Annotated in this window: 20 protein-coding genes; 12 read left to right on the top strand and 8 right to left on the bottom strand. The window is 69.9% G+C overall.

Annotated features, from left to right (window positions below; translation table 11 throughout):
- Position 1: 1 nt before the first annotated feature.
- The gene (locus tag PP359_RS09210) at positions 2–1,351 is read right to left on the bottom strand and encodes an ABC transporter substrate-binding protein (protein WP_036318790.1); all 1,350 of its coding nucleotides are present in this window, start codon (positions 1,349–1,351) and stop codon (positions 2–4) included.
- 147 nt (positions 1,352–1,498) lie between these two features.
- Between PP359_RS09210 and PP359_RS09205 the strand changes: the two genes are divergently transcribed.
- The gene (locus PP359_RS09205; protein ID WP_499250399.1) at positions 1,499–2,557 is read left to right on the top strand and encodes a LacI family DNA-binding transcriptional regulator; all 1,059 of its coding nucleotides are present in this window, start codon (positions 1,499–1,501) and stop codon (positions 2,555–2,557) included.
- A 161-nt stretch (positions 2,558–2,718) separates the two neighbouring features.
- Here PP359_RS09205 and soxR read toward each other — a convergent pair whose 3' ends face one another.
- Entirely contained in the window at positions 2,719–3,183 is a 465-nt protein-coding gene (gene soxR, locus PP359_RS09200; RefSeq protein ID WP_499250398.1) for a redox-sensitive transcriptional activator SoxR, read from the bottom strand.
- A gap of 37 nt (positions 3,184–3,220) precedes the next feature.
- Here soxR and PP359_RS09195 point away from each other — a divergent pair, with 37 nt between their 5' ends.
- Positions 3,221–4,663: an MFS transporter gene (locus PP359_RS09195; protein WP_499250397.1), complete on the top strand. Its 1,443-nt coding sequence runs from the start codon at positions 3,221–3,223 to the stop codon at positions 4,661–4,663.
- Positions 4,664–4,912: 249 nt separating this feature from the next.
- Here the strand turns inward: PP359_RS09195 and PP359_RS09190 are convergent, their stop codons facing one another.
- On the bottom strand, positions 4,913–5,431 hold the full coding sequence (locus PP359_RS09190; RefSeq protein ID WP_036318781.1) for an adenine phosphoribosyltransferase: 519 nt from the start codon (positions 5,429–5,431) through the stop codon (positions 4,913–4,915).
- A gap of 84 nt (positions 5,432–5,515) precedes the next feature.
- Here PP359_RS09190 and PP359_RS09185 point away from each other — a divergent pair, with 84 nt between their 5' ends.
- Positions 5,516–7,198 (top strand): glycoside hydrolase family 13 protein, encoded by a 1,683-nt coding sequence (locus PP359_RS09185; protein ID WP_499250396.1) that lies wholly within the window; start codon positions 5,516–5,518, stop codon positions 7,196–7,198.
- 1 nt (position 7,199) lies between these two features.
- The gene (locus PP359_RS09180; RefSeq protein WP_499250395.1) at positions 7,200–8,213 is read left to right on the top strand and encodes a LacI family DNA-binding transcriptional regulator; all 1,014 of its coding nucleotides are present in this window, start codon (positions 7,200–7,202) and stop codon (positions 8,211–8,213) included.
- Between the two features lie 20 nt (positions 8,214–8,233).
- Here the strand turns inward: PP359_RS09180 and PP359_RS09175 are convergent, their stop codons facing one another.
- A complete protein-coding gene (locus PP359_RS09175; RefSeq protein ID WP_295777017.1) occupies positions 8,234–8,614 on the bottom strand; it encodes an ArsR/SmtB family transcription factor in 381 nt (126 codons plus the stop codon).
- 226 nt (positions 8,615–8,840) lie between these two features.
- On the opposite strand from PP359_RS09175, the gene PP359_RS09170 reads away from it, so the two are divergent.
- The 4 genes from PP359_RS09170 (at position 8,841) to PP359_RS09155 (ending at position 14,143) form a co-directional block, all read left to right on the top strand.
- Positions 8,841–10,589: an ABC transporter permease gene (locus tag PP359_RS09170; RefSeq protein ID WP_499250394.1), complete on the top strand. Its 1,749-nt coding sequence runs from the start codon at positions 8,841–8,843 to the stop codon at positions 10,587–10,589.
- Between the two features lie 64 nt (positions 10,590–10,653).
- Positions 10,654–12,036, top strand: coding sequence for an ABC transporter ATP-binding protein (locus PP359_RS09165; protein WP_135949948.1), 1,383 nt, complete (start codon positions 10,654–10,656; stop codon positions 12,034–12,036).
- Between the two features lie 20 nt (positions 12,037–12,056).
- Positions 12,057–13,280, top strand: a complete 1,224-nt coding sequence (locus PP359_RS09160) for an amidohydrolase (RefSeq protein ID WP_499250393.1) — start codon at positions 12,057–12,059, stop codon at positions 13,278–13,280.
- Positions 13,277–14,143, top strand: coding sequence for a hypothetical protein (locus PP359_RS09155; protein ID WP_499250392.1), 867 nt, complete (start codon positions 13,277–13,279; stop codon positions 14,141–14,143). The genes PP359_RS09160 and PP359_RS09155 overlap by 4 nt, the downstream gene beginning before the upstream one ends.
- A gap of 86 nt (positions 14,144–14,229) precedes the next feature.
- Here the strand turns inward: PP359_RS09155 and PP359_RS09150 are convergent, their stop codons facing one another.
- Positions 14,230–15,330 (bottom strand): VanZ family protein, encoded by a 1,101-nt coding sequence (locus tag PP359_RS09150; RefSeq protein ID WP_112932096.1) that lies wholly within the window; start codon positions 15,328–15,330, stop codon positions 14,230–14,232.
- Between the two features lie 84 nt (positions 15,331–15,414).
- Between PP359_RS09150 and PP359_RS09145 the strand changes: the two genes are divergently transcribed.
- From PP359_RS09145 to sufU, 3 genes are all read left to right on the top strand, one after another.
- Positions 15,415–17,457: an APC family permease gene (locus tag PP359_RS09145; protein WP_499250391.1), complete on the top strand. Its 2,043-nt coding sequence runs from the start codon at positions 15,415–15,417 to the stop codon at positions 17,455–17,457.
- Between the two features lie 63 nt (positions 17,458–17,520).
- A complete protein-coding gene (locus tag PP359_RS09140; protein ID WP_499250390.1) occupies positions 17,521–18,792 on the top strand; it encodes a SufS family cysteine desulfurase in 1,272 nt (423 codons plus the stop codon).
- Between the two features lies 1 nt (position 18,793).
- A complete protein-coding gene (gene sufU, locus PP359_RS09135) occupies positions 18,794–19,255 on the top strand; it encodes a Fe-S cluster assembly sulfur transfer protein SufU (protein WP_295818218.1) in 462 nt (153 codons plus the stop codon).
- A 127-nt stretch (positions 19,256–19,382) separates the two neighbouring features.
- Here the strand turns inward: sufU and PP359_RS09130 are convergent, their stop codons facing one another.
- Genes PP359_RS09130 through PP359_RS09120 form a run of 3 tightly spaced genes read right to left on the bottom strand, consistent with a single transcriptional unit; the run spans position 19,383 to position 22,044 of the window.
- Positions 19,383–20,180 carry an alpha/beta fold hydrolase gene (locus PP359_RS09130; protein WP_036318747.1) on the bottom strand — a complete coding sequence of 266 codons (798 nt, stop codon included), beginning with the start codon at positions 20,178–20,180 and terminating at the stop codon, positions 19,383–19,385.
- Between the two features lie 47 nt (positions 20,181–20,227).
- Positions 20,228–20,530 carry a DUF427 domain-containing protein gene (locus PP359_RS09125; RefSeq protein ID WP_036318744.1) on the bottom strand — a complete coding sequence of 101 codons (303 nt, stop codon included), beginning with the start codon at positions 20,528–20,530 and terminating at the stop codon, positions 20,228–20,230.
- A complete protein-coding gene (locus PP359_RS09120) occupies positions 20,527–22,044 on the bottom strand; it encodes an MATE family efflux transporter (protein WP_294943800.1) in 1,518 nt (505 codons plus the stop codon). Before PP359_RS09120 ends, PP359_RS09125 begins: the two co-directional genes overlap by 4 nt.
- Before the next feature lie 142 nt (positions 22,045–22,186).
- On the opposite strand from PP359_RS09120, the gene PP359_RS09115 reads away from it, so the two are divergent.
- Positions 22,187–23,107, top strand: coding sequence for a DUF808 domain-containing protein (locus tag PP359_RS09115; RefSeq protein ID WP_036318739.1), 921 nt, complete (start codon positions 22,187–22,189; stop codon positions 23,105–23,107).
- Positions 23,108–23,157 lie beyond the last annotated feature (50 nt).

The following is a 23,157-nucleotide window of genomic DNA, read 5'->3' as shown; positions in this document are numbered from 1 at the left end:
ATCAGCCCTTCTTGCTGCTCAGGTAGTCGGTCTGCACCTGGGTGAGCAGGCCGGCGGGGGTCTGCTTGCCGGCGAACAGCTCCTGCAGGTTGGGCGTGAGGCTCTTCGCGTAGATCGAGCCGGTGGCGTTGGCGATGAAGTCCATCGACCCGTTGTTCTGCGACAGCTGCGCGCCGGCGGCGAGCGTCTCCGCCGTCACCGTGCCGTCCTTGACGGCGGGCATGAAGGCGTCGGCCGGTCCCATGGGGTGGGAGCCGCCCTTCTCGACGGCGATCGTGCGGGCCGTCTCGTTGGTGGCGACCCAGTTGAAGAAGAACGCCGCGCAGTCGGGGTGAGCGGCCTTCGCCGACACACCGTACGTCAGCGGGGCCGACATGGCACCGTTCTGACCGCCGGCCTCCAGCGGCGGAGCGAGGAAGAAGCCGACGTCGCCCGGCATCTGGGTGTCGAAGTTGCCCGACTCCCAGTCGCCGTCGAAGATGAACAGGCTCTGCCCGCTGGTGAACCGGCTGATCATCTGCGAGTAGTCCATCGAGTTCGCGTCGTCGGCGAAGTATCCCGCCTTGATCCAGGAGTCGAGGTGCTCGGCGGCCTTGACGTTCTCCGGGGTGTCGATCGTGGCGCCGTCCTTGAGGAAGATCCAGTCGTTGATCGTGCTCGGCTTGCCGTAGCTGGCCATCAGCGCCTGCAGCGGGAAGGCGAGGCCGCCGGTCGCGCCGCCGTTGAACTGCGCGATCGGGGTGATGCCGGCATCCTTCGCCTTCTGCAGGTCGGCGTCGAGCTCGGCCAGCGTCGTGGGCGCGGAGGTCATGCCGATCTGTGCGGCGAGCTTCTTGTTGTAGAAGACACCGGTGACGGAGTAGTTGACCCCCATCGCGTACAGCGAACCGTCGCCGCGCTGACCCTGGTCGTTGACCCGCAGCTGCTCCAGCTGCGACGACGGCCACTTGTCCCAGCCGTAGCCGGTCGCGTAGGCGTCGAGGTTGTACAGCAGCTTGTCGTTCACCAGGTCGACGATGGTGGGCAGGCGCATGATGTCCGGCGGAGAGTCGACGAGCACGCGGGGCGCGTTCTGCGTGATGACCGCGAACTGGTCTTCGCGGGTGTTGAAGGTCACGTTCGGGAACTGCTTCGTGAACTCCGCGGTGAGGTCGTTGAACAGCGGGAAGCCGGTCTCGACGTAGGCGCTGAGGGTGACCGGGTCGGTACCGCAGCTGAGGGTCACGGCGCCGGTCGGCGCCTGGGTGCCGGAGGTGTCGGCTCCGGGAGGGGCACAGGCGGTGAGGGCAAGGCCCGCGGTCACGGTCGTGGCGAGAACCGCCCAGCCGCGCATGCGCTTCGTGTTCGACATCGTTGTCTGCCTTTCCATGCAGTTTTCTCGGTGCGAGGAGGATACTTGCTGCTATACCGATTCAGCTCGCGTGCTAAAACGTACTAGCAGATATCGGTCGGCGCAACCCCTCATCGCGGAGGGACGTCCGACCGGAAGGGGGATCCGATGGCGCGCACGCGCGTGACTCTGTCGCAGGTGGCCAAGGAGGCCGGAGTGGCGGCATCCACGGCATCGCTCGTGCTCGCGGGGCGAGCCGACGAGCTGCGGATCTCGGCGACGGCGCAGGAACGCGTGCGCGACGCGGCACGCCGTCTCGGCTACCGCCCCAACGCACTGTCGACGGGGCTGCGCACCGGGACGACGCGCACGCTGGGGTTCGTCTCCGACTCGGTGGCCTCGTCGCAACTGGCCGGAGAGATGATCCGCGGCGCGATCGAGGCGGCACGTGCCCGCGGCTATATGGTCTTCGTCGGCGAGACGGCCGGTGACGCGCACCTGGAGCGCGACCTGCTCGACGCGATGTTCGACCGGCAGGTCGACGGGGTGGTGCTGGCCACGATGATGACCCACGCGCGCGCTATCCCGGTGGAGGCGACCCGCATGCCGACCGTTCTGCTGAACATCGAGCCGACCGACGACGCCGACTACGTGCGCGTGCTGCCGGACGAGGTCGCGGCCGGTGCCGACGCCGCGCGCCTGCTCGTGGACAGCGGGCACCGGCGCATCCATCTGATCGGCGTCGGTGACGACCCGGCCACCGCGCACCCCTTCGGCCTCGCCGCCGCCCAACGCCTGCGCGGCGCCCTCGCCGTGTTCGCCGAGACGGGGCAGCAGATCGTGTCGGCTCGTCCGACGGTGCAGTGGCTGCCGCCGGAGGGCTTTCGTCTCGTGTCGGAGGTGCTCGACAGTGGCGCCGAGGTCGATGCGCTCCTGTGCTTCAACGACCGCCTGGCGATGGGCGCCTACCAGGCGCTCCAGGAGCGCGGGGTGCGTGTGCCCGACGACGTCTCGGTGCTCTCGTTCGACGACACGTCGTTCGCCCGCTGGCTGCGGCCGGGCCTGACGACCTTCGCCTTCCCGCAGCGCGCGCTCGGCCGCGCCGCCGCGGACGAACTCATCGACCTGATCGAGCGCGATGCCACGACGGACGGATCATCCGCTCCCCCGGCGCACCTGGTTCCGCTGCCGTTGCGGATGCGCGCCTCGGTCGCCGACCGAGCCTAGAGTGTGAGGCTCCTCGACAGGACCACGGAGGCTGGCAACGTCCCGCATCGCGTTCGCCGCCGCCGGCAGGGAAGAGGGTGAGAGCGGGGGTGGGACCGTCACGGCGAAAGAGCGGGGCGGGCAGAAATCCAGCGGCACACCGATAGCGCGCGCAGAGGGTTCTAGCTTCGGTCGCGCTGGGCGTCCCGCCAGCGGCGGGGGCCTGCACCGTCGTTTCCGAGCACGTCGTCTGGATTTCTTAGGACGCAGGTTCTGAGGCTGAGGCAGCCGCAGCCCATGCAACCGGTGAGGTCGTCGCGCAGGTGTTGCAACGAGCGGATGCGGGCATCGAGCTCCTCGCGCCACAGCTGGGACAGGCGCGCCCAGTCCTTCTTGGTCGGGGTGCGACCTTCCGGTAGGGACTCAAGCGCGGTGCGGATGTCTGCGAGGGGTACTCCGACGCGCTGGGATACCCGGATGAAGGCGAAGCGGCGAAGAACGTCCCGGCGATATCGACGCTGGTTGCCAGCGCTGCGCTCACTCGAGAGCAGGCCTTGACGTTCGTAGAAGTGTAGGGCTGAGACCGCCACGCCGCTTCGTTTGGCAACGTCACCGACACTCAGGAGCGGGGCGGGCGGGGCGGTCATTTGACCTCAACTATAGTCGAGGTTTTACGGTGACGATGTGACCTCCCCCCACCGCGAAAACGCCCTGCCCGACGCCGTCCCGACAGCCGCGAGCGAGCGGCTATCTGGGGGATCAGTGCGGGAAGCGGGGGTGCTCAGCTCGCGGTATCGATGGGTGAGCGTCGGCCTGTTCCTCTTGGTGATGCTCGACGCATTCGTGGCCCTTGGGGTGACCACGATCATGCCAACGGTCAGTCGGGAACTGGACGGCGCCGGGCTATACGCCTTCGCGTTCGCCGGCCCCGTGGCGGTGAGTGTGGTGGGGATGGTGGCGGCAGGCATCTGGTGCGACCGGTGGAACCCACGGAGCGCTCTGGTCATCTCTGTGGGCATCTTCACGGCAGGGCTCACCGCAATAGCACTGGCTCCGAACATGGTGGCTTTTGTCGGCGGTCGGTTAGTCCACGGGCTCGCTGGCGGAGCGGTGACGGTCGCTCTGTACGTTGTCGTCGCCCGGATCTACCCGCAAACGCTACACGCGAAGGTTTTCGCCGCTTTCGCTACCGCCTGGGTCATCCCCTCCCTGATCGGTCCGGTTGCGGCTGGTGTGCTTGCCGAGACGATCGGGTGGCGCTGGATTTTCCTTGGAGTGGTGACGCTTGTGATTCTCGCGATGCTGATCGTCGTCCCGGCAATGCGCGCCGTTCGCGGAACCGCGAATCATTCCCCGATCGGACGCGCAGAAGTCGTGCGCATCGGTCTGGCCGTGGTCGTTGCGGCGGCCGCTCTCGTCATTGCCGTTGCGGCTGAGATGCGCGGGCCCATCCAATCGATCGGGCCGATCGTCGCAGCAGCCATCGTGCTTATCGCGCTTCGCCCGCTCATGCCCGCCGGAACATTACGCGCCCGCCGCGGTCTCCCCAGCGTCGTCCTTCTCCGCGCCCTCTTGACTGCCACCTTCTTGGCAGCGGAGGTCTATGTGCCGCTGCTCCTCATCGCTCATTACGGCGCATCTGCCGCTCTTGCAGGCCTCGCCCTCACGGCTGGGGGACTCAGCTGGTCAGCAGCCTCGTGGATGCAGGGCCGATTCCCACAGATCGGTCATGTCCTGGCGGCGCGAATCGGAGCAACAGGGCTCACCGTTGGCGTTGGGTCCCTAGTGATTGCATCGCTCATGAGCGCGACGCCGGTCGTCGTCGTCATCGGATGGACTTTCGCCGGTGCTGGAATCGGACTCATCTATCCGCGGCTAGGCGCGCTCGCGCTCGGGTACTCGACCGCCGACAACCAAGGCTTCAACAGCTCCGCACTCACGATCGGCGAAGCGACCGCGTCTGCACTCGCGCTCGCCTCGATGGCAGTCGTGTTCTCTGCGTTCGGTGGCACAGATACCTCAACCTCATTCGCGGCTGTCTTCGCCCTCGCGGGGGCGCTCTGCGCGCTTGGGTGGCTCTGCAGCCCTCGCATCGCCGCACGTCCAGAACTAACGCCCCCCCTCTAGCCCCCCAACAGTGCATCCAAAACCGATCGTCCTCGGCCCTCTCCGTTCCACGCCTGCCTGGTTGGCCTTCTGCCAGCGCCCTGGCTAGGGGCTGCTGTCAGCTCGTCACCGTCAGCTCCCCGCCTGCGGGCGCGACAGATAGGGCGGTACCCGCTTCACCTGTCACCACACCGGCTTCAGCGGTGTCGGCGGCTTCGGCATGTCCAAGCTCCTCGCCGGCGTCCGCAAGATGCTCACCGATGCCGCGACCTAGACCCGGAAGACGGAATGGACCGGGCCGCACACCGCGCGCCCCTGAAGCTCGACGAGCTCCATCAGCACCGCCGTCCCCGCCAACTGCAGGCCGAGCTCGTCGAGCAGGTGCTGGCCCGCACGCAGCGTGCCGCCCGTGGCGAGGATGTCGTCGACCAGCAGCACGCGCGTTCCGGCTGCGAGGTCGTCGCTCATCTCGATCTCGGCCGTGCCGTACTCGAGGGCATACGACACGGATGCCGCGGGCCGCGGCAGCTTGCCCGCCTTGCGGATCGGGGCCATGCCCACACCCGCCGCGATCGCGACGGCGCCGGCCAGCATGAACCCACGCGCCTCGACGCCTGCGACGACGTCGAACTGCCCGACGAACGGTTCGATCACGGCATCCACGACGGTGCGCAGCGCCCGCGCGTCGGCGAGCAGCGGGGAGATGTCGCGGAACAGCACGCCCGGCTGCGGGAAGTCGGGGATGCCGGCGATGAGCGATTCGGCGTGGGCAAGGGCCTCGGAAGTCACCGGTCAAGGCTAGTCGCCGCCGGACGCGACCCGATCCGGATGCTCGCCCGCCATGTGCGCAAGCGCTTGCGCTACGCTGATGCCATGACGTCGCAGTTGACCTTCTCCCTCCCCGACATCGGCGAGAGCCGCCCCGGCGCCGAATGGTGGCGCACCGCGGTGATCTACCAGATCTACCCGCGCTCTTTCGCCGACGCCTCCGGCGATGGCATCGGTGACCTCCCCGGCGTGACGGCGCATCTCGACAACCTGCGCGCCCTGGGCGTGGACGCCGTGTGGCTGAGCCCCTTCTACCGCTCTCCGCAGAAGGATGCCGGGTATGACGTCGCCGACTACTGCGACGTCGACCCCCTGTTCGGCACGCTCGCCGACTTCGACGAGATGCTCGCCGGCGCGCACGATCGCGGCATCCGCGTGATCGTCGACCTCGTGCCCAATCACAGTTCCGACCGGCACGTCTGGTTCCAGGAGGCGCTGGCCGCAGCCCCCGGCAGTGCCGCGCGCGCCCGCTACCTCTTCCGCGACGGCAAGGGTGAGAACGGCGAGCTGCCGCCGAACAACTGGGAGTCGGTCTTCGGAGGTCCGGCGTGGACCCGCGTCACCGAGGCCGACGGCACGCCGGGGCAGTGGTACCTGCACCTGTTCGACACGAGCCAGCCCGACTTCGACTGGTCGAACCCCGAGGTGCAGGAGGAGTTCCGCGGCATCCTGCGGTTCTGGCTCGACCGCGGCGTCGACGGCTTCCGCGTCGATGTCGCGCACGGCCTCGTCAAGACCGACGGTCTGCCCGACCACCTTCCCGCGGTGGATGCCGACAGCATGGGCGGCTCCGACGACGACGTGCCGTACTGGGGTCAGGAGGGCGTGCACGAGATCTACCGCGATTGGCACCGCGTTCTCGCCGCATACGACGGTGACCGTGCGCTCTGCGCCGAGGCGTGGCTTCCCACCGTCGACCGCACCGCCGAGTGGGTGCGCTCCGACGAGATGCACCAGGCGTTCAACTTCCCGTACCTCATGACGGAGTGGGATGCCGCGGCCATCCGCGAGGTCATCTCCGAGTCGCTGCGGGCGTTTCCCGCCGTCGGCGCCCCGGCCACCTGGGTGCTGTCGAACCACGACGTCGTGCGCCACGCGTCGCGGCTCGCGCTGACCGCCGAGAACCCGCAGGGCCACGGTATCGGTCCCGACTCCCCCGGCCAGCCGATTCCCGAGGTGGGGCTGCGTCGCGCCCGCGCCGCGACGACCGTGATGCTCGCCCTTCCCGGCTCCGCATATCTCTACCAGGGCGAGGAGCTCGGCCTTCCCGAGGTCATCGCGCTGCCGCCCGCGTCTCGGCAGGATCCGACCTGGTTCCGTACCGACGGCGAGCGCTACGGCCGCGACGGGTGCCGGGTGCCGATCCCGTGGACCGCGGATGCCGCCGCCTACGGCTTCAGCCCGACGGGCCAGTCGTGGCTGCCGCAGCCGGCCGAATGGGCCACGCTCGCCCGCGACGCGCAGGAGTCCGACCCCGACTCCACGCTGTGGCTGTACCGCACGCTGCTGGCGACCCGCCGCGCCGAGGGCCTCGGAGCGGCGACGCTGGAGTGGCTCGACGGCTACGGCGACGACGTGATCGCGTTCCGTTCCGGTCGCGTCACCGTGCTCGCCAACGCGGGCTCGACGCCGGTGACGCTGCCCTCGGGCACCGTGCTGGTGGCGAGCGCACCGTTCGACGGCACGGAGCTGCCCGTCGACGTCGCGGTATGGATGGTCGCGGACTGACGTGACCGGCATCGAGGAGGTCGCGCGCGCCGCCGGCGTCTCGACGGCGACGGTGTCGCGCGCCCTCAGCGGACGGGGGCGCCTGTCGGAGGCGACGCGCGAGCGGGTACGCGCGTCGGCCGCCGAGCTCGGCTACGTCGTCTCGGCCGCGGCATCCACCCTCGCCTCCGGGCGCGCCGAGAACATCGGGGTGATCGTTCCGCTTCTGGATCGGTGGTTCTTCGCGACGGTGCTCGACGGCATCGCCGCGCAGCTCGCGCCGCGCGGCTACGACATGACGCTGTACAACCTGACCGACGACCCGGAGCAGCGCCGGAACCTGTTCGAGACCTCGCTGCGCCGACGGCGCGTCGACGGCCTCATCGTGCTGTCGGTCGAGCTCAGCGCCGACGAGCGACGTCAGCTCGGGGCGCTGCCCGTTCCCGTCGTCGGGCTCGGCGTCCCCCACGCCGACGTCGCCGGGCTGCGCGTCGACGACACAGCCGTGGGGCGCCTCGCGACCGCGCACCTGCTCGGACTCGGCCACCGCGACATTGTGCACCTCGGGTGGAGCCTCGCCGACGACGCGGGCGAGACCCTCGACATCCCCACCCGGCGGCGCCGCGGATTCGCCCAGGCGATGCGGGATGCCGGTGTCGCCGAGCCCCGTTTCGTCGCGGCCGACTTCACCGTCGAGGGCGCGCGCCACGTGTCCCGCGAGCTGCTGTCCGGCCCCGACGCGCCCACCGCGATCTTCGCCGCATCGGACGAGATGGCGTTCGGCGTGCTCGCGGCCGCGCGGGAACTCGGTGTCGAGGTGCCCGGCGGGCTGTCGGTCATCGGCGTCGACGGGCACGAGCTGGCGGGACTGTTCGCGCTGACGACGATCGAGCAGTTCCCGCACGCGCAGGGCGAGCGCGCCGGACAGGCGGTGCTCGCGGCCTTGGGCGTCGAGGATGCGCCAGCCGGCCCGGCATCCCTGCCCTTCGAGCTCGTGGTCCGCGGCTCGACGGCGCCGCCGCGCGTGACCCGGTAGCGGCGAGGCCGTTCCCGCGGTCAGGCGGGAACGAAGCGCGGTCGCCGCGGCGGCCGGCGCGGGTCGGGGGCTTGGGCGATCGTGCCGTCGGGGGCGATATGGGCGAGCATCTGATCCACGATCGCGATGATGTGCACGTCATCGACGCGATAGAGCTGACGCCGGCCCTCGCGACGGGCCGACACGACACCGGCCGCACGGAGTTTCGCGAGCTGCTGACTGGTCGCCGCGATCTGCGCGCCCGTCCGCGCAGCGAGGGTGGTGACGTCGGTCTCGTCACGGGACAGCAACCACACCAGGTGCAGCCGCCCGGGCACCGACAGCAGGTCGAAGGTGGCGGATGCCGCCGCCAGCTGGTCTTCGCTGGGTCCGTTCTCGGGCGTCGATGACGACGGGAGCATCGGAAACCTTTCGTTCGTTTGCGCAAGTGATTGAATGAGACATATGCTACCCGAGGCCTTCCGGCAGGGGGCCGCCGTCCCGAGTCGAGGAGGTGAGACGGCCATGAGTTCTGATTCCGACCATCGCCATCGTCGTCACCCCGCGCTCGCGGCATCCGCGTGATCTCCGACTGACCCGTTTCGGTCCTCGGCAGGCACCGCCGCGCGCCCGACCCGGAGAACCCCCATGTCGATCCTGCGTCCCTTCGCCGGTGCGGCCTCCGCCGTCACCGCCCCTGCCCGCACCCGCCTCGCCGCCGACGCGGTGGTGCTCGTCGCCTTCGCCGCCCTGCTGTGGGCCGTCGTCGACCTGTCACACGGCGTCCTGGTGCCGTTCGACCCGAACCGCGACGTCGCCGGTGTGTCGACCGACCTCACGAACCTTCCCTACGACGCGGCACGCTCGCTGCTGCGCATGTTCGTGGGCCTGGCGCTGTCGCTCGTCTTCACATTCGTCTACGCGACCGCCGCGGCACGTTCGCGTCGGACCGAGAAGGTGCTCATCCCGATCCTCGACATCCTGCAGTCCGTGCCGGTGCTCGCGTTCCTCTCGGTCACGCTCTCGGTGTGGCTCGTGCTGTTCCCGAACTCCGAACTGGGCGTCGAGTGCGCGTCGGTGTTCGCGATCTTCACGAGCCAGGCCTGGAACATGACCTTCGCGTTCTACGGCGCGCTCACGAGCCAGCCGCGTGAGCTCGACGAAGCCGCCCGCCTCCTGCGACTGAGCCGCTGGCAACGGTTCTGGAAGCTCGACGTGCCGAGCGGCATGATCCCGCTCGTCTGGAACGGCATGATGAGCTTCGGCGGAGCGTGGTTCTTCCTCGTGGCGAGCGAAGTCATCTCGGTCAACAACCACACCTACGCGCTGCCGGGCATCGGATCCTTCGTGGCGTCGGCGACCGCGGACGAGAACATCCCAGCGCTGCTCGCGGCGATCGTCACGATGGTCATCATGGTCGTGGGCGTGAACACCCTGTTCTGGAGCCCGCTGACCGCGTGGGCCGAGCGTTTCCGCGTGGGCGACACGGCCCCGGCATCCGCCCCGCGCTCGGTCGTGCTCGATGTCCTGCGCCACTCGGGGCTTCCCGGACTGCTCGGTCGCGCCCTGCGGCCGCTAGGCGAGGGGATCGACCGCGCGATGCGCGTGTTCGGCGTCGCCGACGTGCCGTTGAGCGTCGACCGGGGGCGGCGTCGGATCGGCGACGTGGTCTTCGGCGTCGCGGTCACGGTGCTCGTCGTCTGGGGCGGCGTGGTGATGCTGCGCTCGATCTCGTCCTCGATCGGGCTCGACGAGTTCGCCGTCGCCGCGGGCCTCGGACTCATCACGTTCGCACGCGTGCTCGTGCTCGTCATCGTCGGAACCCTCGTCTGGGTGCCCGTCGGCGTCTGGATCGGGATGAACCCCGGCGTCACGCGGTTCGCGCAGCCCATCGTGCAGGTGCTCGCGAGCTTCCCGGCGAATTTCCTGTTCCCGTTCGTCACGCTCCTGCTGATCCAGACGGGCATCTCGCTGGACGTCGGCGGCATCTTCCTCATGTCGCTGGGCGCGCAGTGGTACATCCTGTTCAACGTCATCGCCGGAGCCTCAGCGATTCCGGGCGACCTGCGTGAGGCCTCCACCCACCTCGGGCTCAGCCGCTGGCTGCGCTGGCGCACCGTGATCCTCCCGGCGGTGTTCTCCGCGTGGGTCACCGGCGGGATTGCGGCGGCCGGCGGCGCCTGGAACGCCTCGATCGTCGCCGAAGTCGTGACCTACGGCAGCACGACGCTGACGGCGACGGGCCTCGGCTCGTACATCGCCCAGGCGACCGCCACCGGCGACACGGCCCGTACCTACGTCGGCGTCATCGTCATGAGCGTCTTCGTCGTCGCCCTCAACCGCGCGCTGTGGCGTCCGCTGTACCGCCTCGCCCAGACCCGCTTCCAGCTCGCCTGACCCGCGGCATCCGCCGCCGCACCCAGACCCGAACGAAACCACGATCCTTCACGGAGGTGCCGCCATGGCACGCACGCTCACCCGGACCACCGCCGCACAGACCGGCACCGGTCCGATCATCGAACTGGACCGCGTCACCAAGACCTACCCCGTCGGACGCGGCGCCGCCGACTTCACCGTGCTCGACGAGATCACCCTCACCCTCCACGAGGGCGAGGTCGTCGCACTCCTCGGCAAGTCGGGCTCGGGCAAGTCGACCCTGCTGCGCATGATCGCCGGGCTCATCGCGCCCACCGCCGGCGAGGTCCGCTGCCGCGGCGAGCGCCTGCGCGGTGCGAACCCCGCCGTCGGCATGGTGTTCCAGTCGTTCGCGCTCATGCCGTGGCTGACCGTGCTCGACAACGTCGAGCTGGGCCTGCAGGCCCGCGGCGTCGGCCGCGACGAGCGCCGCGCCCGCGCGCTCGAGGCGATCGACGTGATCGGTCTCGACGGCTTCGAGTCGGCGTATCCGCGAGAGCTCTCCGGCGGCATGCGCCAGCGCGTCGGCTTCGCACGGGCGCTCGTGCTGCGCCCGGACGTGCTGCTGATGGACGAGCCATTCTCGGCGCTGGACGTGCTGACGGCTGAGAACCTGCGCAGCGAGGTCATCTCGCTCTGGTCGCAGCCCGACTTCCCGACGCGGACGGTGTGCATCGTCACCCACAACATCGAGGAGGCCGTGCTCATGGCCGACCGCGTCATCGTGCTCGGCTCGAACCCCGGTCACCTCGTCGGCGAGGTCGCCGTGTCGATGCCGCGTCCTCGCGATCGACGCAGCCCCGCATTCGACGAGACGGTCGCACGCCTGTACGCCCTGCTCACCGGCGACGGCGGCGGGGATGCCGCGGCGACGAACGCGGTGGCGGCGCGCACGCCCGCGACCTGGCCGCTGCCGGCCGCGTCGGTCGGCGGGCTCGCGGGTCTGATCGAGATCGTCCACGCCCACAACGGGCAGACCGACCTGCCCGACCTCGCCGACGAGCTGTCGTTCGAGGTCGACGATCTGCTGCCGCTCGTGGATGCCGCGAGCATGCTGCGGCTGCTCGATGTGGAGGGCGCTCAGGCGTTTCTGACCGATGAGGGCCGTGCGTGGGTCACCGCCGACATCGACGCCTCCAAGGAACTGTTCGCGCGCCTGTGCCTGCAGCACGCGCCGCTCGTGCACACCGTGGTCGCGGCGCTGGAGAACAGCGACGACGGGGCGCTGCGCGACGACTTCTTCCTCGATCTGCTGCGACGGGGTTTCACGGATGCCGAGGCCCGCCGTCAGCTGGACATCGCCATCCAGTGGGGGCGCTACGGCGAACTGTTCGACTACGACGCGGACTCGGGCGAGCTCGTGCTGGGAGAGCTGGCGCGCGCGGCATCCGCCCACCTTCGCGGCGGCTCCCCGCAACCGCCGGCGTAGTCCCGCGTACTCTCGATGGCATGAGCATCGACCTCGAAGCCCTCTACATCGACCTGCACCGCCACCCGGAACTGTCGTTCCAGGAGACCCGCACGGCGGGCGTGATCACCCGTGAGCTCGCCGCTCTCGGACTCGACTACGTCGAAGGCCTCGGCACGACCGGCGTCGCCACGAGCATCACCGGCACCGCCGCCGGCGACGGCCCGGTCGTGTGGCTGCGGGCCGACATGGACGGCCTTCCGGTGGCCGAGCAGACCGGCCTCGCCTACGCCAGCACCGCCCGCGGCATCGACCCGGCCGGCACCGACGTCCCCGTGATGCACGCGTGCGGCCACGACATGCACGTGACCGCGATGCTGGGCGCCCTGGAGCGGCTGGCCGCGACCCGCGACGAGTGGTCGGGAACCGTGGTCGCCGTGTTCCAGCCCGCGGAGGAGTACGGCGCCGGGGCGCAGGCGATGATCGCCGACGGCGTGCTCGACCGTTTCCCGAAGCCCGACATCGTGCTCGGCCAGCACCTGACGCCGCTCCCGGCGGGCACGATCGGTGTGCGCCCCGGAACTCAGATGGCGGCCTCGGACGGCCTCACCGTGCGCCTTCTCGGCCGCGGCGGCCACGGTTCGCGACCGCACGCCACCATCGACCCCGTCGTCATGGCCGCCGCCACCGTCATGCGCCTGCAGACGGTCGTCTCGCGCGAGATCGACCCGCGGGAGATGGCCGTCGTCACCGTCGGCTCGATCCACGCGGGACTCAAGAACAACATCATCCCCGCCGAGGCGAAGCTCGAGCTGAGCCTGCGCTACCCCGACGACAAGGCCCGCGCCGACGTGCTCGCACGCGTCGAACGCATCGTGCGGGCGGAGGCCGCGGCATCCGGAGCGGAGGAGGAGCCGGTCATCACGACCGACCACTCCCTGCCTCCGACGATCAACGACCACGACGCCACCGCGCGCCTGACCGCCGCGTGGGACCGCGCCTTCGGCGAGGGGACGGTCGTCGACCCGGGCATGTTCACCGGAAGCGAGGACGTCTCGTGGTTCGCCCGCGAGGCGGGCGTGCCGCTCGTCTACTGGTTCTGGGGCGGGCTCGACCCGCAGCAGTTCGCGGATGCCGTCGCGCGCGGCACCGTCAACGAGGACATCCCCACCAACCACTCGCCGTTCTTCGCTCCGATCCTGCACCCCACGATCGAGCGGGGCGTGGACGCGCTCGTCGTCGCCGCGCGGGAGTTCCTGGGATGAGCCTCGAGGATCTGTTCGGCCCCCAGCCCGACGAGCCGGAACGCGCGGCGGGGCGCGAGGGGCGCGAGCAGCGCGCGCCGCGCGAGCCCCGGCAGCCGAAGCCACCGCGCGAACCCCGCACCCCGGGAGGCGGAGGCGGCTCGCGCATGACGCTGATCCTCGGAATCGTCGCCGCCGTGCTGGCGGTGGCGGTCGTCGCCGTGGTCGGCTTCGCGCTGACCCGCCCGTCCGATTCGGCGCAACCGGCACCCTCGGCACCGTCGGTGCCGACGGATGACGCGTCGGTGCCGGCATCCACCCCCTCTTCGACGCCGAGCCCCACGACGACCGCCGCCGCCACGGGGGTGGCGTTCTCGGCCACCGGCTTCACACTCACGAGCGCCTCCGGCCAGCCCTTCACCTACCGGTGGGCCGACGAGCCGACCGCCGCCGTCGCGGCCCTCACCGCGGCCTTCGGGGCGCCGCCGACGCAGCGCACGCAGGCCGGCAACGGCTCGACGCTGCCGGATTACACCGTGTACGCGTGGAACGGATTCTCGTTGTTCGAGATGGTCCCGACCGCGACGCTGACCCGGGCCGACTTCTCGCAGCCCGCGTACGCGCTGTTCACCGCGAACGAGGTGGGCGGAGTTCCGGTCACGGCGGAGTTCGGCCTGAAGATCGGGATGAGCGCGGCCGAGGTGCGGGCCCTCACACCCGCTCCCGCGAGCGAGACGCCGCGCCCCTCGGGCAGCATCCGCTTCGCCTTCGACCCGCAGCGTTCGTCGTTCAAGAACGGCACGCCCTCCTACAGCGTGTTCGCCGACACCGACGGGGCCGACGGGCCGGTCGGGACGATCCTGTACTTCTACGCTCCGCAGTAGGTCGCCGCCGCGGATCGGACGGGCGCCCTTCCGCTCTGTTCACAACTCCGGAGATTCGACGCCGCCCGCAGCCGACGCCAGGCCGTTCACCCGTTTCGGGACGACTTCTCCGGAGTTGTGAACGCCGTCCCGCCGTCCCCCACCACGGCAGCCGACTCCCTCGCATCGACGAGCCACTGACCGCTCAGCAGCCCGGGCAGTCCGCGGCCGCCGCGCGTGGTGAACACGAGGACGACGGATGCCGCGGCGAACACGAACTGCACGAACGTCCACGGCTCCGGCACGAGATCCAGCAGCAGATAGCCCCCGATGCCGGCGAGGAACCGCAGCGGCCGCGCCACGGGAGCCGGCAGCGGCCCCCCGCGATAGCGCAGCTCGACGGCCAGGTCTCCCGGCGTGCGGCCGGTGGCGAGGACGACGACGGCCCAGATCGCGATCGGCGTCACCGTGAGCGCGAAGCGACCCGCGGCACCGTCGAGGACGGCGGCATGGTCGCGAACGACGTACTCGAGGAACACCTGCACGGCGACGGCCGAACCGTACCCGACGAGCACGACGCCGAGCAGATCGCAGAACATGGCGAGCAGCCGGCGTCCGCGCGTGACCGGATGCGGGCGGCTCCCGGCATCCGTCGATCGACGCACCCACCACCGTCGGGGGACGATCAGCGCGACGAGCGAGCCGAGCACCGCCCCGACCGTGTTCGTGAGCATGTCGTCGACGTCGAAGACGCGGTACGCACACGGGTACAGTCCCCACACCCCGGTGAGCTGGGTGGTCTCGATCGTCAGCGACACCAGCAGACCGGTCGCGAACGCGACGACGATGCCGCGACCTCCGAGCACCCGCAGGAAGAACCCGAGCGGCATGAACAGCAGCACGTTCAGCGCCAGTTGCAGGACGGCGAAGTCGGTGAGGCTGCGGGCGCCGCGAAGGTCGTCGATGAAGGCCCAGATGTTCAGGTTCACGCCCGCGCAGGCGTAATTCTCGGCGTCGGGCAGGGGAAGCAGCGTGTACGTCCAGATGGCCCAGAAGTAGACCAGCGCGGCGGCCCACAGCAGAAATCGCCCGACGGTGAGCCGGCCGCGGCGCCGATAGCTGATCGCCACGAACGGCACGAACAGCACGATTCCCACGACGAATCCGATGCCCAGCGCGACGACCCCCGAGTAGAGCTCATTCCCCATGCGTCGATCCTTGCAGCCTCGCGGCGTCATTCTCACGCTCGCCGGGATTGCGCGGCGACACGCGACCGCGTAATGTCGCCCGCCGTGACAGACGACAGTCGCGGCCCCGGCGAAGAGACGCCGATCGCCAAGCGCATCCTCATCGGCGAGCCCCTCACGAGCGAGGAGCTCGAAGGACAGCTGCTGCCCAAGAAGATGGCGCTGCCGATCTTCGCCTCCGACGCCCTCTCCTCGGTGGCCTATGCCCCGCAGGAGCTGCTGATGATCCTCCTGATCGGCGGCACGGCCTTTCTGGCGCTCAGCCCGTGGGTCGCGGCGGCGGTCGTCGCCCTGCTCATCGTGGTGGTGCTCAGCTACCGCCAGCTGATCAAGGCCTACCCCTCGGGCGGCGGCGACTACGAGGTCGCCCGCACGAACCTGGGCGAGAAGGCCGGCGTCGTGGTCGCGGCGGCCCTGCTGGTGGACTACATCCTGACGGTGGCCGTGTCGGTCGCCTCGGGCGTGGACAACATCATCTCGGCCCTGCCGAACCTCGACCCCTGGCGCGTCGAGCTCGCGGTCGGCTTCGTCGTGCTCATCATCCTGGTCAACCTCCGCGGCGTCCGCGAAGCCTCGACGGCCTTCGCGATTCCGACCTACCTGTTCATCGGTTCGGTCATGCTCATGATCGGTACGGGCCTCGTCCGCTGGATGCTGGGCGATGCGCCGATCGCCGAGAGCGCGCAGTTCGCCGTGCAGGCGGAAGACCTCAGCCAGGCCGCTCTCATCCTGCTGATCCTGCGCGCGTTCTCCAGCGGCTGTTCCGCCCTGACCGGCGTGGAGGCCGTCTCCAACGGTGTTCCGGCGTTCCGCCAGCCGAAGATCCGAAACGCCCAGACAACGCTCGTTCTGATGGGTTCGATCGCCATCACGATGTTCGCGGGCCTCACGGTGCTCGCTCTCGTGGCCGGTGTGCACTACTCGGAGGATCCGTGCCGGCTGATCGGCTTCAACTGCGAGGCGCTCGTGCAGCCGAGCCTCATGGCGCAGGTGGCCGCTGCGACGTTCGGCAACGGCAGCATCCTCTTCTTCGTGGTGCAGGCCGCAACCGCCGCCGTCCTGCTGCTGGCCGCCAACACGGCTTTCAACGGCTTCCCGCTGCTGGGCTCGGTGCTCGCACGCGACGGCTATGCGCCGAAGGCCCTGAACACGCGCGGCGACCGTCTCGTCTACTCGAACGGCATGATCATCCTGGGCCTGGCCGCGGTGCTGGTGCTCGTGATCTTCCAGGCGAAGCTGACCACGCTGATCCAGCTGTACATCATCGGCGTCTTCGTCTCGTTCTCACTCGGCCAGCTCGGCATGGTCAAGCACTGGCGGCGCGAGCTGCGCCTGCTCTCCCCGAAGGCGGCGAAGGCACGGCGAGAGGCGATCTCGGGCCTGTTCATCAATGCGCTCGGGGCGACGTTCACGATCGTCGTCCTCGTGATCGTGACGATCACGAAGTTCACCCACGGCGCCTACCTGGTCTTCATCGCGATCCCGCTGCTGTCGTTCCTCATGATCGGGGTGCACCGCTACTACCGCGACGTCTCGCACGAGATCGCCATGGACGATGACGTGCACTACGGCTCGACCGGAGATGTCGCGCTCGTACTGGTGGGCACGCTGCAGAAGCCGACGGCTAAGGCGATCGACTACGCCCTGTCGGGCAGGCACGACAAGACGTTGGCGGTACACGTCGCGGTCACGGCGGAAGAAGCCCGCGACGTGCAGGAGGACTGGAAGTTCCACAACATGCCGGTTCCGCTCGTGGTGATCGAATCGCCCTACCGGCACTACGCGGCTCCGATCGCCCAGTTCATCACGAAGTATCGCGAGAAGCACGGCAGCGCCGTCGTCACGGTTTACATGCCGCAGTACATCGTCGGTCACTGGTGGGAGACGTTCCTGCACAACCGACGGGCGCGCCGCATCGCACAGCAGCTCATGCTCGTGCACGGTGTGCAGATCACGCTGGTGCCGTGGCTGCTCGACTCGTCGGAGCTGATCTACGGCCGCCGCTCCCGCCCGCTCCTCGGCGATGACCGTCGTGACGGCCGGCTGCCGAGCTACGGACTGGTCGCGCACACCGAAGACGAGAGTTGACGGCATCCGAGGCGGCTCCGTCGCGCCGGAGCCGGGTGGGATGCCGGGGCGTAGCCTAGAGGGGTGACTTCCGCGACCGCGTCCCCCGCTTCCGCCGCGCCTGCGGCGACCCTCGACGCCTCCGCGATCAAGGCGGACTTCCCGATCCTGGCCGAGCAGGTCAACGGACACCCCCTCGCCTATCTCGACTCCGCGGCCACCAGTCAGAAGCCGCTCGCGGTGCTCGACGCCGAGCGCGACTTCCTCACGCACGCGAACGCCGCGGTGCACCGTGGGGCGCACACGCTGGCCGCCGAGGCGACCGAGCTGTTCGAGGACGCCCGAGCCACCGTGGCGGGATTCGTCGGCGCACGGCCCGAGCAGCTCGTCTGGACCAGCGGCGCCACGATGGGCCTGAACCTCGTCGCATACTCGATCGGGAATGCGGGGCTGGTGCGGCCGGGCGACGAGATCGTCACGACGGCGATCGAGCATCATGCCAACCTCATCCCCTGGCAGGAGCTGGCCGCTCGCACGGGCGCCGTGCTGCGACACATCCCCGCCCACGACGACGGCACGCTCGATATGGATGCCGCCGCGTCCCTCATCACGGCGCGCACCCGCGTCGTCGCCTTCACGCACGTCTCGAACGTCCTCGGCATCGTGAACCCCGTCGCCGAGCTCATCGCGCTCGCTCAGGGTGTGGGCGCGATCACGGTGATGGATGCATGCCAGTCAGCGCCGCACCTGCCGCTCGATCTGCCCGCTCTCGGCGTCGACCTCGCGGTCTTCAGCGGACACAAGATGCTCGGCCCGTACGGTGTCGGCGGACTGTACGGACGCACACCGGTGCTCGAGGCGCTGCCGCCGTTCCTCACGGGCGGCTCGATGATCACGACCGTGACGCTCGATCGCGCCGAGTACCTGCCTCCGCCGCAGCGCTTCGAGGCCGGAACGCAGCCCGTGGGACCGGCGATCGGGCTGGCCGCCGCCGTGCGCTACCTCGACGACATCGGCCTCGATCGCATCCATGCCCACGAGGGCATGCTCGCTCAGCGCATGCACGCGGGCCTCGCGGAGATCCCCGGCATCCGCCTGCTCGGCGACGCCGCCGGGGTCGAGCGCGTCGGGCTGTGGGCCTTCGACGTCGACGGCGTGCACGCCCATGATGCCGGCCAGTACCTCGACGCGTTGGGCATCGCCGTCCGCGTCGGCCACCATTGCGCCGCGCCCCTGCACTCGCGCTACGGCGTCACGGCCAGTGTTCGCGCGAGCACCGCCCTCTACAACACCACCGACGACGTCGACCGTCTCATCGAGGCCGTCGCCGGCATCCGCCCTTACTTCGGAGTCTGACATGAGCGATCTCGACGCCCTCTACCGTGAGCTGATCCTCGATCACTCCAAGCACCCGCAGCACTTCGGCCTCACCGACGAGGGCGACGCCCCCGCCACGGTCGGCACGATCGGCACCTCGCACCAGAAGAACCCCGTCTGCGGCGACGAGATCACGCTGCGCGCCCGCGTCGACGGCGAGACCATCGCCGACGTGCAGTGGGAGGGTCGGGGCTGCTCGATCTCGCAGGCCTCGGCATCCATGCTCGCCGACCTCGTCGCCGAGGAAGGGCTCAGCCGGGCCGAGGCCCTGCAGCTGATCGAGGGATTCCGTGAGGCGCTGCGCTCGCGTGGGACGATCGAGCTCGACGAGGAGGTCTACGGCGACGCCGCGGCCCTGTCGGGGGTGTCGAAGTTCTCGGCACGCGTGAAGTGCGCGATGCTCGCCTGGGTCGCCCTCGAAGACGCCATCGCCAAAGCCTGACGCCCGCCCCCACCCCTTGCCTGGGGCGGCTGCCGAACCGCCACGATCTGCGCCAGCCGCCAGGATCTGGCGTAGCGGCTCGCGAGAAACGCAGCGGCTCGGCGAGAAGGAGAGCGAGAGGGAGGGGTCAGGAGCCGAGGAACTCGAGCGCGGCGCCGCGGAAGACGCGGGAGCCGGGCGCGTTGAAATGGTGCCGGTCGGGGATCTCGACGAAGCGTCCCTGCGGGCACGCGGCCGCGAGCGTCTTCGAGCCTTCGATGATGCCGTCCAGCGATCCCGTCGCGAACATCACCGGCTGCTGCGGTGCATGGGCAGGGTCGGGGTCGACGGTCTTCGATGACCGCATGCCCTCGGCGATCGCGAGGAGCGCCCGCAGGTCGTTGCCGGGCACGCGCTCGGTGAGGGCGATGTAGTTCTGCGTGACGCGATCGGTGACAGGCGTGCCGTCGGCGATGAGCGCGCGCACCTGGTCGAGGTCGAGCCGCGCCAGCGGGATGCCGTCGGGAACCCCGCCGAGCACGGCCCGCGGGATGCGCGGGGCGATGTCCTGCACGACCTCCCATCCCACGCGGGCGCCGAGCGAGTAGCCGACGTAGAACGCCTCGTCGACGAGGTAGGTGTCGAGCATCGTCTCGACGTCGCCGGCGAGCTGGCGGATGTCGTACGCGCGGGGCTCGTGCGGCTTGTCGCTGGCGCCATGGCCGCGCTGGTCGAGCGCGAGCACCCGATAGCCGGCGGCGGTGAGGTCGCGCACCCAGCCCGTCGCGACCCAGTTGTCCTTCGTGCTCGAGGCGAACCCGTGCACGACGACGACGGTGGGTGCGTCCTCGTCGCCCCACGAGTACGTCGCGATGCGGTAGCCGTCGCCGACCATCAGGTACTGCGGGTCGGGCATCTGCGTGAGGTTCTGAAGCGGCGCGGTCACGGTGTCTATCCTGCCGTCGATTCGGCGGCCCCGGTCGCCGCGGCCGGTCACTCCTCGACGCGGACCTCTTTCCAGAACGCGACATAGCCCGAGAAGTCCTTGCCGACGCGGGCGATGCCGCTCTCGTAGGGCGTCGGGTACGACCAGGCGCGATCGGCGAGCAGCTCGTCGCCGGAGCGCACGGAGTAGTACTGGCACTCGCCCTTCCACGGGCAGGTGTAGGGCGTGGGGCTCTCCTGCAGCAGGTCCCAGTTCACGCTCGACGGCGGGAAGTACCAGTTTCCTTCGATGGAGATCAGGTCATCGCGGTCGGCTTCGGCCACCGTGACATCACCCAGAACAGCTTTCATCGCGTCCTCCGCTTCGCTCGCATCCCACCCTTCCACCGTCGCACGCGGCCCGCAACGAGGTCGGCGGCCGGCTGCTGCGGAAGCGGGATGGGCTGCGTGACCACGGCATCCACGACCATCGACCCGTCGGTGGGGCCGATGACGGCGATCGGGGTGGTGAGGGTCGGTTCGGCGGGGTCGACCGGCATGCGCTCCAGTGCGCGGTGGGCGCGCAGGTACGCGGGGATGAGGATGACGCTGGCGCCGACCCAGGCCAGCGGGTTGCTCCACACGACGCCGACGAATCCGAAGATGTGGCCGAGCACGACCGCCGCGCCCACGCGCATCGCCAGCTCGACGAGCCCGGTCACCGTCGGGATGACGGTGCTGCCGAGCCCCTGCAGCGTGCCGCGCAGGATGAACAGCACGCCCAGCGCCGTGTAGCTCGCGCCGTTGATGAGCAGCATGAGGGCGGCCAACCGCACGACGGTGTCGCTGCCGTCGCCGACGAACAGGCGCACGAGCGGCGCGCCGAACGTGATGAGCAGTGCGCCGAGCACGACAGCGGCGATCAGCGCCATCCAGATCGCCTGCCCGACGCCGCGACGGATGCGATCCGGGCGGCGCGCTCCCAGGTTCTGGGCGGCGTACATGGATGCCGCGAGCCCGAGAGACTGCAGGAGCGCCACGGCCAGGCCGTCCACGCGGGAAGCCGTCGTGTAGGCGGCGACCGCATCGGCGCCCAGGGTGTTCAGCGCGACCTGCACCGTCAGGGTGCCGATCGCGATGATCGACGCCTGGAACCCCATGGGCAGGCCGAGTCGCAGGTGCTCGACGAGATCGGCTCGCGTGATGCGCCAGTCGGCGCGCTGCACGTGGAGGACGGGCAGCCGACGGCGGACGTAGACGAGGCAGAGGATCACCGACAGCGCCTGCGAGACGACGGTCGCCAGCGCTGCGCCGGCCACGCCCAGACCGAACGGCCCGACCATGAGGATGACGAGCACCACGTTGAGTCCGCAGGCGATCGTGAGGAACACCAGCGGCGTGCGCGAGTCGCCGATCGCCCGGATGATCGCGGAGAGGTAGTTGAAGCCCATGATGGCACCGGCACCGAGGAAGCTGACCTGAGCGAACACCGTCGCCTCGTCCATCAGCTCCGGAGGCGTCTGCAGCAGGTGCAGGGCGGGTCCGGCCAGCAGCGGCGCGCCCACGGTGAGCACGATCGTCGTGATCGCGGTGAGAATCGTGCCCGCCGCCACCGAGCGGCGCACCGCCGTGACATCGCGGGCGCCGAAGGCCTGCGCCGTGGGGATCGCGAATCCGCTCGTCAGGCCCCAGGCGAACCCGAGCAGCAGGAACAGCAGACTGCCGGTCGCCCCGACCGCGGCGAGCGCATCGACGCCGAGATGGCGCCCGACGACGATCGCGTCGGCGAACTGATACAGCTGCTGCACGACGTTGCCGATGAGCAGGGGGACCGCGAAGGCGAGGATGACGCGCCAGGGGCTACCGGTGGTGAGAGAACGTGACATACGGCCGGGTTCGAGACGGGGGCGGAAACGGCGAAAGGCGCTCCTCAGGGGAGCGCCGGATTCGAGCCTATCGAATCGATTCGAGAAGCGCAAGGCCCGGCATCCGCCGGTCGCATTCGGCGCGGCCGGTACTGTTGCAGGCATGTCCGTAGGTCTGCTCGCCGTCGTCGATGACATCCTCAGCGCGGCGCTGAAGGCGTCGGCCAAGTCCGCAGGCGTCGTGATCGACGATGCGGCCGTCACCCCGCAGTACGTGCAGGGGCTCTCACCCGCGCGGGAGCTTCCGGTCGTGGGTCGCATCGCCCTCGGGTCGCTCGCGAACAAGTTCCTCATCATCATCCCCATCGCGATGCTGCTGACCGCGTTCGCACCCTGGGTGCTGCCGTGGCTGCTCATCGTGGGCGGCGGATACCTCTGCTTCGAGGGCGCCGAGAAGGTGCTGGAGTGGTTCGGCTTCCACCACGGCGGTCACGACGACGAGGGAGGGCGTGACGAGAAGCGCCTCGTGATGGGCGCGATCCGCACCGACCTGATCCTGTCGACCGAGATCATGCTGATCGGCCTGTCGAACGTCGATCCCGATCTCGACTTCTGGCTGCGGCTCGCCGTGCTCGCGGTCATAGCACTCGCCATGACGGCGCTGGTCTACGGCGCCGTCGCCCTGCTCGTGAAGATCGATGACATCGGCCTGAAGATGGCGAAGAGCGGTTCGGTACGCGTGCGCCACACCGGCACCCGCATCGTGCGGTCGATGCCCGCGGTCTTCCGCGTCATCTCGATCGTCGGCACCGTCGCGATGCTGTGGGTGGGCGGCCATCTCGTGCTCGCCAACCTCGGCGAGGTCGGCTGGCATGCCCCGGTCGAGCTCCTGCACGCCGTCGAGCACGCGCTCGAACCGCTCGGCCCGGTCGTCGTGTGGATCGGCGACACGGCCGTGTCCGCCGTCGCGGGACTGTGCGTCGGGCTCGTGATCGTCGGCATCGCGCTCGTGATCGGCAAGGCGTTCGGTCGCAACCTGAGCTTCAGCGAGGGGCACCGCGCGCCCCACGGCGAGACCGACTGACGGCGACGGCCCCGCGGCCGAGCGGCGACGGCCCCGCGGCCGAGAAACCA

The sequence above is a fragment of the Sphingomonas sp. BLCC-B65 genome (genome assembly GCF_028550675.1).
GTDB lineage: Bacteria > Actinomycetota > Actinomycetes > Actinomycetales > Microbacteriaceae > Microbacterium.
This window is presented reverse-complemented; position numbering and strand designations above follow the sequence as displayed.